Here is a 12654-nt window from a genome sequence, read left to right as displayed (position 1 = left end):
GGACCCGACTCTAGTCCAGTCGGGTTGAGCCCTGCGACTGATTATCCACACCTACCGGATATCTGCATTCTTAATGACAAACTGCTCGCAAGTGTCATATCAGATGGATCGAGCCCACGGACGGCAGATGAGCCACACGGAGATGCGACAGGGCACCCGGAGCTTCGGCCCCCAGGCGGAACCGGAGGACACCGAGCGCACGGACCTCGAACCGGCGCCCCCGCCCGCCCCGCCCGCCGGCCGCCCCGCGAAGGAACGCCGCCGGCGCACGTACCGCAGGACCTGGTGGAAGGTGCTGCTGGGTGCCGCGATGCTGACGGTGGCGCTGGCCTCCGGGGCGTTCGCCGTCGGCTACCTGACCGTCGACATCCCGCGGCCCAACGACATGGCGACCGCGCAGAGCAACCACTACTTCTACGCCGACGGCACCAAGCTCGCCGACAAGGGCGAGGTCGACCGCGAGAGCGTGGAGCTGCAGCGCGTCCCCGACCACGTGCGGATGGCCGTCCTGGCCGCCGAGGACCGCGAGTTCTACTCCGACTCCGCGGTCAACCCGATGGCGATGGTGAGGGCCGGCTTCAACACCCTGACCGGCAAGGGCACCCAGTCGGGCTCGACCATCACCCAGCAGTACGTGAAGAACTACTACCTCGACCAGGAGCAGACGATCAGCCGCAAGCTCCGCGAGGCGTTCATCGCCATCAAGCTGGACCGCGAGGTCACCAAGGACGACGTCCTGGAGGGCTACCTCAACACCAGCTACTTCGGCCGCAACGCCTACGGCGTGCAGGCCGCCGCCCAGGCGTACTACGACAAGGACGTCGAGGAACTGACCGTACCCGAGGGCGCGTTCCTCGCGACGCTGCTCCAGGCCCCGAGCACGTACGACGTGGCCGTGCACCCCGGCAACCGGCCCGCCGCCGAGGCCCGCTGGAACTATGTGCTGGACGGCATGGTCAAGGAGGGCTGGCTCGCACCCGGCAGCCGCGGCAGCCTGGAGTTCCCCGTGCCCGAGCCGTCCCGGCTCGACCCCGGCCTGTCCGGGCAGCGCGGCTATCTCGTCGAGGCCATCAACGGCTACCTCACCGAGCACCGCATCATCGACGAGAAGACCCTCGCCGCCGGCGGCTTCCGCATCGTCACCACGCTCCAGCCCGAGAAGCAGGACGCCTTCGTCGGCGCCGTCGAGGAGCAACTGACGTACCAGCTCGACCCCGAGTCCAACCCGGCCGACGCCTACGTGCGCGTCGGCGGCGCCTCTATCGACGTCGCCAGCGGCAAGGTCGTCGCGCTCTACGGCGGCACCGACTACACCCAGCAGTACGTCTCCAACGCCACCCGCCGCGACTATCAGGCCGGCTCCACCTTCAAGCCGTTCGTCTTCGCCGCCGCCGTGCAGGAGAAGGCGGAGAACTGGGAGGGCAAGCCGATCACGCCGCGGACGATGTACGACGGCGACACCGCCCGCCGGGTGATCGGCAAGAAGGGCAAGGCGCTCCGCTACGCGCCGAGCAACCAGGACGACGTCTCGTACGGCCGCCTCAACGTCGCCGACGCCACCAACGACTCGGTCAACTCCGTCTACGCGCAGATGGCCCAGGACGTCGGGCCCCGGAAGGTCCGCGCCACCGCCGTCCGCCTCGGCCTGCCGTCCGCCACCCCGGAGCTGAAGGCCCACCCCTCGATCGGCCTCGGCACCGCCACCCCCAGCGCGCTCGACCTCGCGCAGGCGTACGCCACGCTCGCCGGCCACGGCGACCACGGCGGGTACCGGCTCGTGGACGAGCTCAGCCGCAACGGCGAGATCTTCCAGCTCCCGCCGCGGCGCCCGCACCCCGTGATCTCCCGCAACGCGGCGGACGCGACGACCGCGATGCTGCAGAACGTCGTCGAGAACGGCTCCGGCGAGGAGGCGCAGAGCGCCGAACGCCCGGCGGCCGGCAAGACCGGCACCGGGGAGCACGACCGCTCGGCGTGGTTCGCGGGCTACACCCCCGAGCTGGCGACCGTGGTCGGCGTGATGGGGCAGGACCCGGAGACGGGCGCGCAGAAGTCGCTGCACGGGGTGCTGGGCGAGGACCGGATCAGCGGCGGCGGGGTGCCGGCGAAGATCTGGGGCGCGTACACCAGGGACGCGCTGTGGGACGTGCCCGCGAGCGACTTCGACCTGGAGGTCAGCCACCGGCAGCGGATGCCGTACGTGCCGCCCCCGGCGCCCGACCCGGCCGAGGTACCGATGCCGGCCCCCGCGGCGTTCCCGGCCCCGCCCGTCCCGGCCCCGCCCGTCCCGGCCGCGCCGCCCGTCCCGGCCCCGCCCGTCCCGGCCGCGCCGCCCGTCCCGGCCCCGCCCGTCCCGGCCGCGCCGCCCGTCCCGGCCCCGCCGCCGGTCCCGGCGGCACCCGCGGGCGCGGCACCGCCGGTGCCGCAGTAGGGAGCGGGCCGGGGGAGAAGGGCGGGGGAGCGGGTCGGGCGCCGGGGGCACGCGGTGGACGTACGGGGATCAGTGCCCCGACGTCGCCCTCAGCCCGACCACGGCGACCAGCAGCAGGGCGACGAAGAACACCCGCGCCACCGTCGCGGGCTCGCCCAGCACCACCATGCCGAGCAGCGCCGCGCCGCCGGCACCGATGCCCACCCACACGCCGTACGCGGTGCCGATGGGCAGCGTCTTCGCGGCCTGCGCGAGCAGCATCATGCTCGCGGCGATGCCGGCGATGGTGAACACGCTGGGCCAGAGGCGGGTGAAGCCTTCGGTGTACTTCATGCCGATTGCCCAGCCCACTTCGAGCAGGCCGGCGGCGAGCAGCAGAATCCAGGCCATGAGACGGACCTCCGTAGTCGGACTGACGGGGGTGCGTCGTCTTTGCGTGACCCGGTACGGCGCGTCTCGTCGGGTTCCTCCCACCGTAGCAAGCCGCGGGAGAAGGCCGCGTGGGTGCCCGTGCCGCCTCTGCCGGAGGCGGTTGAGGGGGGCGTTACAGGTACAGGCCGGTCGAGTCCTCGGTGCCCTCCAGCCGCTCCGAGGCGACCGCGTGCAGGTCGCGCTCGCGCAGCAGCACGTAGCCCACGCCCCGCACCTCGACCTCGCCGCGGTCCTCCGGGTCGAACAGCACCCGGTCCCCCGGCTCGACCGTCCGCACGTTCTGCCCCGTGGCCACCACTTCGGCCCAGGTCAGCCTCCGGCCCACGGCCGCGGTCGCGGGGATGACGATGCCGCCGCTCGACCGGCGCTCGCCCTCCGCGGAGTCGGTACGGACGAGCACCCGGTCGTGGAGCATCCGGATGGGCAGCTTGTCGTCGGGCGTATTCACGGACTCGACGGTACCCGCGCCGCTAACGGCGCCGTCGCCTGCCCCGGTACTTCCCGGGCCGGCGCGATCCCAGCGCCAGCAGCCCGGCCACCGCCACCAGGGTCACCGCGACCGGAACGATGCGCTCCATCCGGGGGCCGCCGTCGGGCGAGACCAGCACGCCGCGGGCGCTGTCGACGGCGCGGTTCGCGACCACGAACGCCTGCCCCGCCGTGCGGTCGACCGCACCCTTCGTCCGGGCCTTGGCCTCGTCCACCAGGTTCTTGGGGCTCACCCGCAGCGAGATCTCGTCGAGCGTCGCGGCGAGATCCTGCCGCCGGCGGGCGATGTCCGCCTCGATCTGCGCGGGAGTCCTGCCGTCCGACACCGCGGTGCCTCCGTCCTCGCCGTCCGTCTGCTTTTCGACAGTCTGTCAGCCGTTACGCTCGGGTGCGACATCCGCCCCGCACCGAGGAGTAGGGAAAGCACCATGAGCGAGCGACTGCAGCCCGGCGACACCGCCCCCGACTTCACCCTGCCCGACGCGGATGGCAAGGATGTGTCCCTCGCCGACCGCCGGGGCCGCAAGGTCATCGTCTACTTCTACCCGGCCGCGCTCACCCCGGGCTGCACCAAGCAGGCGTGCGACTTCACCGACAACCTCGACGTGCTCGCCGCCGCCGGCTACGACGTCATCGGCGTCTCGCCCGACAAGCCGGCCAAGCTGGCGAAGTTCCGGGAGAAGGAGTCGCTGAAGGTGACGCTCGTGGGCGACCCCGACAAGGCGGTGCTGGAGGCGTACGGCGCCTTCGGCGAGAAGAAGCTCTACGGCAAGACGGTGACCGGCGTCATCCGCTCCACCGTCGTCGTCGACGAGCACGGCAAGGTCGAGCGGGCGCTGTACAACGTCAAGGCCACCGGTCATGTCGCGAAGCTCCTCAAGGATCTCGACGTCACTGCGCCTGCGTGAGATAGCCGGAGACCACCAGGTTGCCCGTGTAGCTCCTGGCCGTCGACTCGTACGCGCCGCCGCAGGTGAGCAGGCGGATCTCGGCCCGGCCGCGCTTGTGCTGCCCGTAGACGCGCTGGGCGTCGAAGTCGTCCTTGGCGACGGTCTCCACCCGCTCCACCGTGAACACCGCGGTCCTGCCGTCCGCGCGCGTCACCGTGACCTCCTCGCCGGGGCGCACGTCCCCGAGGCGGTAGAACACCGCCGGCCTGGCGCGGGTGTCCATGTGCCCGACGAAGACCGCGACGCCGGCCGCGCCGGGCCGCGCGCCGCCGCGGTACCAGCCGATCTCGTTCGCGTTCCCGAACGGCGGCGCCGCCACCGCGCCGTCCCCGTCGAGCCCGCGGCTGATCACCGGGCCCTCGACCCCCACCGACGGCACCGCGACGCCCGCGGGCACCGAGCCGGGCAACGGGCGGGCCGCCGGGGGCCCGTCGCGCAGCACCTGCGCGGCGGCGGCGCCGTCGGAGACCGCGCCGCCGCCGTCCCCTTCGCGGAGGTCGCGGCCCCAGAGCGCCAGGCCGAGCAGGAGCACGGCCCAGGCGGCGGCGGTGACGAGACCCGGGCGGCGGGCGGGCCCAGATGAATGACTCCGATCCCCCGCCTGCGCCGCGACGCCTGGCACGCACGCTCGCTGCGTTGTCGGGATCGGCCGAAGAGGCCCCCTATGCGGTCGACCCTCCGCCTTGCGATCGCACGCACCAGACGCCGCAACGCCCGCCCTGCGGGCGAACGACGGGGGATCGGGCTCATTCATCTAGCGGCCCTCGGGGGTGCCGCCGTCCGGGCCGCGGGACGCGGCGGCGCGCGTCCGGCGGCGTACGAAGGAGAGCGCCAGGACCGCCGCGCCGCCGCCGACGAGGGCGAGGGGCAGGACGGGCACGGAGCCGTTCTTTCCCTGCTCCTGTGCCTGCGCCGGGTCTGTCTTCTTCGCCGTGCCGCCGCCGCCCGCGGTCACCGGAGACCAGGGCTCGTGGTGCCAGTTGTTCTTCCAGTGCTCCGGACGCTGGTGCCGTTCCTCCACCACCACTCGGCCGCGCGCGACCCGCTTGCCGCCGTCGCAGTCGACCCACACCGGGAACGTGCCGGCCCGCGCGGTCCACTTGATCTTCCCGCGGCCGGTGAGCCCGCCGAAGTTCTCCGGCCGCAGGTTCACCGGCGCCTCGAACGCCTCCGAGGTCGCCGAGGCGAAGTCGCCGCGGCAGGCGCCGGTGCTCACCTGGACCGGGTCGCCGCGCTGCACGCGGTACGGGGTCACCGTCACCTCGCCCTGCGCGAACGCGTCGGTGGCACAGGAGACGGCGCCGCCGCCCGTCAGCAGAAGCACGGCGGCGAGGCAGACACGGACCGGGCGCATGGGACCTCCGGGAGTTCTCACTCCCAGGGTCGCGACCCGCGCGCCCCGCGCATCCGCACGGCGGCGGCACTACGCCGAACCGGGCGGCGCCCACCCGAACGGCGGGGTGCGGGCCTGCCCGCGGCGGCCGCGCGCGCCGGGTCAGATGAGCGTGACCAGGTCGGCGATCGAGTCGACGATGTGGGACGGCCGGTACGGGAAGCGCTCCACCTGGTCCGCCCGGGTGAGCCCGGTCAGCACCAGATAGGTCTCCATGCCCGCCTCGAGACCGGCCAGCACGTCGGTGTCCATCCGGTCGCCGATCATCGCGGTCGACTCGGAGTGGGCGCCGATCTGGTTGAGCCCGGCGCGCATCATCAGGGGGTTCGGCTTGCCGACGAAGTACGGCTCCTTGCCGGTCGCCTTGGTGATGAGCGCGGCGACGGCGCCGGTCGCGGGCAGCGGGCCCTCGGTGGACGGGCCGGTCTGGTCCGGGTTGGTGGCGATGAAGCGGGCACCGTTCTCGATCAGCCGGATGGCCTTCGTCAGCGCCTCGAAGCTGTACGTGCGGGTCTCGCCGAGGACGACGTAGTCGGGGCGGTGGTCGCTGAGGACGTAGCCGTGGTCGTGCAGCGCGGTGGTGAGGCCGGCCTCGCCGATGACGTACGCGGTGCCGCCGGGGCGCTGGTCGTCGAGGAACTTGGCGGTGGCGAGGGCGGAGGTCCAGATGTTCTGCACGGGCACGTCGAGACCGATGCGGGAGAGGCGGGCGTGCAGGTCGCCGGGGGTGTAGATGGAGTTGTTGGTGAGCACGAGGAAGGGCTTGCCGGAGTCGCGCAGCCGCTTGATGAAGGCGTCGGCGCCGGGGATCGGGATGCCTTCGTGCATGAGCACCCCGTCCATGTCCGTCAGCCACGACTCGACCGGCATGCGCTCCGCCATCTGCTCTCTCCAACCGGTGCCTCGGGAACGGGGTCACCAGCCTAGACGCAGGAGCCGCGGTACTGAGGGGGCGGAGGGAGAAGAGCGGGGGAGGAGGTCAGAGGGCGGGTGGGGTTCTCGGGGGACGGCGTCGGCGGTGGGTGGTGAGGACGAGGGCGGTGCCGAGGAGGAGCGAGCCGGTTGCCGCGGCGGCCGCGGCTGTTGCCCCACCGCCCGTAGCCGCCAGGCTCTCCGGCATGGGGGCCGCACCGGGGAGCCGGGGCGGGGCAGGCGGTGCGCCGTTGGGCCACCGCGGTACGGGGGCGCCCTTCGGTGCCGGGGGCGTGGGCTCCGTACCCGGTGACGGTACGGAGCCCGGCGTACCTGGAGTTACCGTTCCCGGCGGTGTGCCCGGCGCTTCCGGTGCCGCCTGGCTCTCGGGCGCTCCCGGTGTTGCCGGAACGCCAGGTGCCGCCGGGCTCCCGGGCGTTCCCGGTGCTCCCGAAGACCCCGGTGTCCCCGGCGCTCCCGTCCCCGGCGCGCCCCGCGCGCCAGGCGCTTCCGGCGGGCCGGTCTCCGCCCGGGGCTCCCGTCTCTCCGGGCCCCCGCTCTCCCTCGCCCCCGGCGGACCGGCCCGGTGCCGCGGGCGCTCCGGCGTCGCGCCCTCCCGCGGCTCCGCGGGGCGCTTCGTCGCCTCCTCCTCCGGGTTCCCCGTCTCGCCGCAGCACCGCCGTCCCCCCTCGATGCCCGTCTCGTAGTCCTTCGACTGCCCCACCCACTCGCCGTCGTCCCCGCGCCGCTGCACCGTCGTCACGTTCACCGTCACCCGCCCCGTCGGTGCGCCCTTCGCGAAGCCGATCCGCAGCCTCACCTCCCGGCTCTCGCCCGCCCGCAGCGCGAAGCCGCGGGAGCCGCCCGCGAACACCCCCGCGCTCTCGTCCCCGCCCGTCCGCTCGAACGCCACCGACCGCCAGCGCCGCGTCCGCTCGTCGTGGAACTCCAGCCGGACGTCCCCCGGCCGCAGCCGCCCGCCGGCCTCGTGGCCGACCACGGCCACGGGGTGCACGTCGCGGCAGGCCCCGGCCGAGGCGTTGTGCAGCCGCAGCGTCAGCCCACCCCGTGCGCCCCCGGCCCGGAGCGCGGCGCCGTCGCCGTGCAGCTCCGTCCGCACGGGGAAGTGCCCCGCCCCGGGGTCGCCGCAGCGCGGCGCGAACGCCCGTCCCGGCGGCGGCTCCTGCGCCGCCGCGGCAGGGGGCACGGGACAGAGGAAGAGGGCTGCGGCGGCGGCCGTGACGGCGAATGCGGAGCGCGGTCCCATGCTCGCGACCGTGCCACGATCCCCGTACCGGCGAGCGGCGAGGCGGCTCCGAACGGCCCAACGCCCCGGCCGCATGACGCCCGTCCGGGGCAACCCCCGGGCCCGTACGGACAGCGCACGCCAACCCCCCGCCCGCCCCCGGCCCGCCGCGGGCCGTGTGGTTGAGTGACGGCCATGGATGGCACCCCTGGCACCCCCCTGCGCGTCGGTCTCCTCGGTTACGGACTCGCCGGGTCCGTCTTCCACGCCCCGCTGGTCGCGGCCACGGACGGGCTGGTCCTGGACACCGTCGTCACCGGCGACCCCGAGCGGCAGAAGCAGGTGCGCGCCGCGTACCCGGACGCCACCACCGTCGCCACCGCCGACGACCTCCTCGCCCGCGCCGACCGCCTCGACCTCGCCGTCGTCGCCTCCCCCAACCGCACCCACGTGCCGCTGGCCACCGCCGCGCTGGAGGCCGGTCTGCCCGTCGTCGTGGACAAGCCGCTGGCCGCCACCGCCGCCGAGGCCGAGGAACTGGCGACCCTCGCCGACGCCCGCGGGCTGCTCCTCTCCGCCTTCCACAACCGCCGCTGGGACAACGACTTCCGCACCCTCGCCGCGCTCCTCGCCGACGGCTCCCTCGGCGACGTCCACCGCTTCGAGTCCCGCTTCGAGCGCTGGCGCCCCGCGCTGCGCGGCGGCTGGCGCGACTCCGCCGACCCGGCGGACGTCGGCGGGCTGCTGTACGACCTGGGCAGCCACCTCGTCGACCAGGCGCTGACCCTCTTCGGCCCGGTGACCTCCGTCTACGCCGAGTCCGACGCCCGCCGGGCGGGCTCGGTGGTGGACGACGACGACTTCGTCGCGCTGGCGCACGCCGGGGGCGTCCGTACGCACCTGTGGATGACCGCGATGGCCCCGCAGCTCGGGCCGCGCTTCCGGGTGCTGGGCAGCCGGGCGGGTTACGTGAAGTACGGGCTCGACCCGCAGGAGGCGGCGCTGCGCGACGGCCGCCGCCCGGGGGACGGGGACGGGACCTGGGGCGCGGAGCCGGAGTCCGCATGGGGCCGCCTCGGCGCGGGGGAGTCCCCGCTCACCGGCGGCGGCGAACCGGTGCCCACCCTGCCCGGCGCCTACCCCGCGTACTACGCGGGCATCGTCGAGGCCCTGCGCACCGGCACGCCCCCGCCGGTCACCGCCGCGGAGGCCGCGGCGACGCTGCGGGTGCTGGAGGCGGCCCGCCGCTCGGCGGCGGAGGGCCGGGTCGTCCGGCTCGCGGACGGTGCCTGAGCACCCCCGCGGAGCCGGTATGCTTGACGGCGTCGTCCAAGACGACCTGCGCCGCTAGCTCAGTTGGTTAGAGCAGCTGACTCTTAATCAGCGGGTCCGGGGTTCGAGTCCCTGGCGGCGTACGCACCCCGCAGAGCCCGGGCCGGAAGGCCCGGGCTCTGCGCGTGTCCGCGTGTCCGTGTGCCTTCAGCCGAGGCGGTACGTACCGGCCGCGACGGCGTCGCGCACGGCGGCGGCGGTCGCCTCGGGCGGCTGGCCGCCGGTGTCCAGCGCGTGGGTCTCGTACGGGCCGAGGTCGGCGAACTCCCGGTGCATCGCCCGTACCGGCCCGGGGTCGGTCAGCGCGTCGGGTCCCGTGCGGGCGGTGGCGCGGGCCAGGGCCGTCGGCTCGTCGGGGCGCAGGACGACGTAGTGCAGTGGGACGCCGGCGGCGCGGGCGGCGGCGCGGTAGGCGTCGACGAACCAGGGGCCGACGACGCCGTCGAGCACGACGCGGTAGCCGCCGGCGGCGTACCGGGCGGCGGCGCCCGCGGCGACGGCGACGACGGTCTCGTTCTGGCGCCGGGCGGCGGGGAGGTAGGGGGCGATGCCGCCGCGGGCGATGAAGGCCCAGAAGTCGTCGGTGTGGAGGTGGACGCTGGGTTCTGCCTCCCGGGCGAGGAGCCGGGCGACGGTGGTCTTGCCCGCCCCGGGCGGCCCGCTGACGACGAGGACGTCGCCGGGCGGGTGGCCGGGGGCGTCCGCGGCTTCCGCGGGGCCCGCGGCCGGGTCGTCCGCCGCCACCACGCGGTCGCACCGCCCGCGGGACGCCTTCACCAGCTCCGCGTTGGGCGCGTCGTTGGCGTCGATCCAGGCGCGGGAGGCGGCGGCGGTACGGCCGAAGCCCACGTGCCGCGCCATCAGCCGGGCGTCGCGTACCGCGTCGGGGGCGTCGACGTACCAGACCTCGGCCATCAGCTCCCGCGCCGCGCGCCAGCCGGGGAGGTCGCAGGCGAGGTAGTTGCCCTCGGTGACGATCAGCCGGGTGCCGGGCGGGACGTGGTGCCGGGCGGCGACGGGCTCGTCCAGCGCGCGGTCGAAGTCCGGCACGTACACCTCGGCGCCGGGCTCCTCCGCGAGCCGGCGCAGGAGGGCGGCGTAGCCGGCGGCGTCGAAGCTCGGCTCGGAGCCCTTGCGGTCGCGCAGGCCGAGGCGGTCGAGCTGGGCGTTGGAGAGGTGGAAGCCGTCGAGCGGCACGTATGCGGCGGCGCCGGCCCCGTGCCGCGCGCGCAGCGCGGCGACGAGCGCGCGGGCCAGCGTCGACTTCCCGGCCCCGGGCGCGCCCGCCAGCCCCAGCACGGCCCTTCGCCCCCCGCGGAGGAGGGCCCACGCATCGTCGGCCAGCAGTTCGCTACGCATTGCCGCACCCTACGACGCCGGGCCCAACCTGCCGTATCCGGGCCGCGATCGGGGGGCGGGTAACATTCCGGGCGGAGCGGCGGTGGCGCAATGGCTGACGCAGCAGACTTAGGATCTGTGGCCCCTGACCGGGCTTGAGGGTTCGAATCCCTCCCGCCGCACGCAACCCGCTGCGCGGGGAGGGGCGGGGCGGCGGCGCGGGTGCTGGGGCGGTGCCTGCGGCGCGGTGGGCCCAGGGACGAAGGCGGGGCCGACGACGCCGGTCGTCCGTCCGTGCGCCCGGCACCTGGGCCACGTTCCGCCCGCCGGAGGTCCTCTCCCCGGTCGCCCGCGGGCTGCGTGGCCGTGGCTACAGCGACAGCGCCAGCAGCAGGTTCGCCGCCTCTCTGTTCAGTCTTTCCGCCGCCGCGCGCAGGCGGTGGGTCTGGTTCACCGGGAGGGACAGGGCCACGCAGCCTATCTCCAGGCCCGCCGTGAGGGGGACCGCCGCGCAGACCGTGCCGACCGCGTACTCCTGGAGGTCCAGGGTCGGGACCGTGGCCACCTGGCGGTCCAGGGCGGCCAGGACCGCCGCCTCGCCCGTGATCGTGCGGGACGTCAGCCGCGCCGCCCGGTGGCGCGACAGGTGGTCCCGGCGCGCGTCGTGGTCCAGTTGCGTCAGCAGGCACTTGCCCAGCGCCGTCGCGTGCGCCGCCGAGCGGAAGTCCACCCACTCGTTCACCCGCGGCGTCCCCGGCGCGTCCGCGATCTGTGTGACGCGGACCTCCCCGTCCTCGTACCGGCCGAGGTATATCGCCGCCCGCGTCGTCTTCCGCAGCTCGTTCATCTCCCGCCGCAGCTTGTCGTGCACCGCCCGCGTCCTGCTCCCGCCCGCGCCGAGCAGCGCCACGGCCTCGCCGATGGCGTACGAGCCGTCCTCCAGCCGCTCCAGGTACCGCTGCCTGCGCAGCGTCAGCAGCAGGTGCGCCAGTTGTCCCGGTGGCAGGCCGGTCTCGCGGGCGAGGCGGGCGACGGGCACCCCCTCGCCGCCGTGCCGGGCCGCGGACTCCAGCACGCGGAGAGCGTGCCGTACGGAGGGGAAGGGTGCCGCGGGTTCGTCCCTCGGCTCGGGTCGCCGGCCCGGGGGCTGGTCCCCGGGCGGCGGGTGCAGGACCGGCACGTGGTCTCCCTGAAGTGTCTCCTCAGGTGTTCCCCGCTTTCCCCGCCGTCAGGCCCGGACGCCCCCTCCTCCCCATAGTTGTCCATATCTCACTGTTCTCTCCCGAAGCACGCCGGCGGGCGTCCTCGCGACCGGAGGGCGCCCGCCGAACGGCGTCCGCCGCGTCTCAGAGGATCGCGTTCAGGAACTGCTGCGTACGCTCGTTCTCCGGATCGCTGAAGATCTTCTCCGGCGGCCCGGACTCGATGATCTTTCCCTCGTCGAACATGAGCACGTCGTCGGAGATGTCCCGGGCGAAGTTCATCTCGTGGGTGACGCACAGCATCGTGATGTCCGTCGTCCGCGCGATGTCCCGCAGCAGGTCGAGCACGCCCGCCACCAGCTCCGGGTCCAGCGCCGAGGTGACCTCGTCGAGCAGCAGCACCTGCGGCCGCATCGCCAGCGCGCGGGCGATCGCCACGCGCTGCTGCTGGCCGCCGGAGAGCTGGGTCGGGTACTTGTCGATGTGCTCGGTGAGGCCCACCAGCTCCAGCAGCTCCCGCGCCCGCGCCTCCGCCTCGTCCTTCGCCATCCCCAGCACGTGCACCGGGGCCTCGGTGATGTTCCGCATCACCTTCATGTTCGGGAAGAGGTTGAACTGCTGGAACACCATCCCGATGTTCTTGCGCACCTCGCGGACGTGGTTCTCGCCCGCCGGCTCCAGCTTGCCGTTGCGCTCCTCGTGGAAGAGGTAGTCGCCGTTGACCTTGATGGTGCCGCTGTCCGGCTTCACCAGGGTCATCAGCAGCCGCAGGATCGTCGTCTTGCCGGAGCCCGAGGGCCCGATGAGCGTCACGTGCTTGCCCGACGAGACGTCGAAGCACAGGTCGTCCAGGACGACGTTGTCGCCGAACCGCTTGGTCACGTTGTGGAAGCGGATCAGCTCGCTGCCGTCCACGGGCGGGTTCTCGG

General features: G+C 74.3%; 13 protein-coding genes, 2 tRNA genes and 1 riboswitch. Of the genes, 5 read left to right on the top strand and 10 right to left on the bottom strand.

Annotated features, from left to right (window positions below):
• Nucleotides 1–142 precede the first annotated feature (142 nt).
• A complete protein-coding gene (locus FB457_RS14020; protein WP_486589033.1) occupies nt 143–2431 on the top strand; it encodes a transglycosylase domain-containing protein in 2289 nt (762 codons plus the stop codon).
• Nucleotides 2432–2500: 69 nt separating this feature from the next.
• On the opposite strand, the gene FB457_RS14015 is transcribed toward FB457_RS14020, so the two are convergent.
• The 3 genes from FB457_RS14015 to FB457_RS14005 form a co-directional block, all read right to left on the bottom strand.
• The gene (locus FB457_RS14015) at nt 2501–2821 is read right to left on the bottom strand and encodes a DMT family transporter (protein ID WP_047015948.1); all 321 of its coding nucleotides are present in this window, start codon (nt 2819–2821) and stop codon (nt 2501–2503) included.
• A gap of 30 nt (nt 2822–2851) precedes the next feature.
• Nucleotides 2852–2916, bottom strand: a riboswitch (guanidine-III (ykkC-III) riboswitch).
• A 59-nt stretch (nt 2917–2975) separates the two neighbouring features.
• Nucleotides 2976–3278, bottom strand: coding sequence for a GroES family chaperonin (locus FB457_RS14010; protein ID WP_047019943.1), 303 nt, complete (start codon nt 3276–3278; stop codon nt 2976–2978).
• Between the two features lie 55 nt (nt 3279–3333).
• The gene (locus FB457_RS14005) at nt 3334–3678 is read right to left on the bottom strand and encodes a DUF3618 domain-containing protein (RefSeq protein ID WP_047015947.1); all 345 of its coding nucleotides are present in this window, start codon (nt 3676–3678) and stop codon (nt 3334–3336) included.
• A gap of 102 nt (nt 3679–3780) precedes the next feature.
• Between FB457_RS14005 and bcp the strand changes: the two genes are divergently transcribed.
• Entirely contained in the window at nt 3781–4260 is a 480-nt protein-coding gene (bcp, locus tag FB457_RS14000) for a thioredoxin-dependent thiol peroxidase (RefSeq protein WP_047015946.1), read from the top strand.
• Here bcp and FB457_RS13995 read toward each other — a convergent pair.
• The 4 genes from FB457_RS13995 to FB457_RS35220 form a co-directional block, all read right to left on the bottom strand.
• Nucleotides 4244–4924 carry a class F sortase gene (locus FB457_RS13995; protein WP_047015945.1) on the bottom strand — a complete coding sequence of 227 codons (681 nt, stop codon included), beginning with the start codon at nt 4922–4924 and terminating at the stop codon, nt 4244–4246. The two genes, bcp and FB457_RS13995, sit on opposite strands and share 17 nt — an antisense overlap.
• A gap of 132 nt (nt 4925–5056) precedes the next feature.
• Nucleotides 5057–5656: a hypothetical protein gene (locus FB457_RS13990; protein ID WP_145782066.1), complete on the bottom strand. Its 600-nt coding sequence runs from the start codon at nt 5654–5656 to the stop codon at nt 5057–5059.
• Between the two features lie 141 nt (nt 5657–5797).
• Nucleotides 5798–6577: an HAD-IIA family hydrolase gene (locus FB457_RS13985; RefSeq protein ID WP_047015943.1), complete on the bottom strand. Its 780-nt coding sequence runs from the start codon at nt 6575–6577 to the stop codon at nt 5798–5800.
• A gap of 97 nt (nt 6578–6674) precedes the next feature.
• The gene (locus FB457_RS35220) at nt 6675–7874 is read right to left on the bottom strand and encodes a hypothetical protein (protein ID WP_186461978.1); all 1200 of its coding nucleotides are present in this window, start codon (nt 7872–7874) and stop codon (nt 6675–6677) included.
• 174 nt (nt 7875–8048) lie between these two features.
• Between FB457_RS35220 and FB457_RS13975 the strand changes: the two genes are divergently transcribed.
• Nucleotides 8049–9146 (top strand): Gfo/Idh/MocA family oxidoreductase, encoded by a 1098-nt coding sequence (locus FB457_RS13975; protein WP_047015942.1) that lies wholly within the window; start codon nt 8049–8051, stop codon nt 9144–9146.
• A gap of 48 nt (nt 9147–9194) precedes the next feature.
• A tRNA-Lys gene (locus FB457_RS13970) sits at nt 9195–9268 on the top strand.
• A gap of 64 nt (nt 9269–9332) precedes the next feature.
• Here FB457_RS13970 and FB457_RS13965 read toward each other — a convergent pair.
• A complete protein-coding gene (locus FB457_RS13965; RefSeq protein WP_047015941.1) occupies nt 9333–10544 on the bottom strand; it encodes a nucleoside/nucleotide kinase family protein in 1212 nt (403 codons plus the stop codon).
• Nucleotides 10545–10620: 76 nt separating this feature from the next.
• Between FB457_RS13965 and FB457_RS13960 the strand changes: the two genes are divergently transcribed.
• Nucleotides 10621–10705: transfer RNA gene (locus tag FB457_RS13960), tRNA-Leu, on the top strand.
• A gap of 188 nt (nt 10706–10893) precedes the next feature.
• On the opposite strand, the gene FB457_RS13955 is transcribed toward FB457_RS13960, so the two are convergent.
• Both FB457_RS13955 and ehuA read right to left on the bottom strand, forming a co-directional pair.
• Nucleotides 10894–11703, bottom strand: a complete 810-nt coding sequence (locus tag FB457_RS13955) for an IclR family transcriptional regulator (RefSeq protein WP_047015940.1) — start codon at nt 11701–11703, stop codon at nt 10894–10896.
• A gap of 166 nt (nt 11704–11869) precedes the next feature.
• Entirely contained in the window at nt 11870–12640 is a 771-nt protein-coding gene (gene ehuA / locus FB457_RS13950; protein ID WP_047015939.1) for an ectoine/hydroxyectoine ABC transporter ATP-binding protein EhuA, read from the bottom strand.
• Nucleotides 12641–12654 lie beyond the last annotated feature (14 nt).

The organism is Streptomyces sp. CNZ287, assembly GCF_007827615.1.
This window is presented reverse-complemented; position numbering and strand designations above follow the sequence as displayed.

What these genes read in the sequence shown, in the direction of transcription:
- FB457_RS13965 (WP_047015941.1), bottom strand. Translation starts at nt 10,544, where the DNA reads ATGCGTAGCGAACTGCTGGCCGACGATGCGTGGGCCCTCCTCCGCGGG.
- FB457_RS13975 (WP_047015942.1), top strand. Translation starts at nt 8,049, where the DNA reads ATGGATGGCACCCCTGGCACCCCCCTGCGCGTCGGTCTCCTCGGTTAC.
- FB457_RS35220 (WP_186461978.1), bottom strand. Translation starts at nt 7,874, where the DNA reads ATGGGACCGCGCTCCGCATTCGCCGTCACGGCCGCCGCCGCAGCCCTC.
- FB457_RS14010 (WP_047019943.1), bottom strand. Translation starts at nt 3,278, where the DNA reads ATGCTCCACGACCGGGTGCTCGTCCGTACCGACTCCGCGGAGGGCGAG.
- FB457_RS14020 (WP_486589033.1), top strand. Translation starts at nt 143, where the DNA reads ATGCGACAGGGCACCCGGAGCTTCGGCCCCCAGGCGGAACCGGAGGAC.
- FB457_RS13985 (WP_047015943.1), bottom strand. Translation starts at nt 6,577, where the DNA reads ATGGCGGAGCGCATGCCGGTCGAGTCGTGGCTGACGGACATGGACGGG.
- FB457_RS14015 (WP_047015948.1), bottom strand. Translation starts at nt 2,821, where the DNA reads ATGGCCTGGATTCTGCTGCTCGCCGCCGGCCTGCTCGAAGTGGGCTGG.
- bcp (WP_047015946.1), top strand. Translation starts at nt 3,781, where the DNA reads ATGAGCGAGCGACTGCAGCCCGGCGACACCGCCCCCGACTTCACCCTG.
- FB457_RS13990 (WP_145782066.1), bottom strand. Translation starts at nt 5,656, where the DNA reads ATGCGCCCGGTCCGTGTCTGCCTCGCCGCCGTGCTTCTGCTGACGGGC.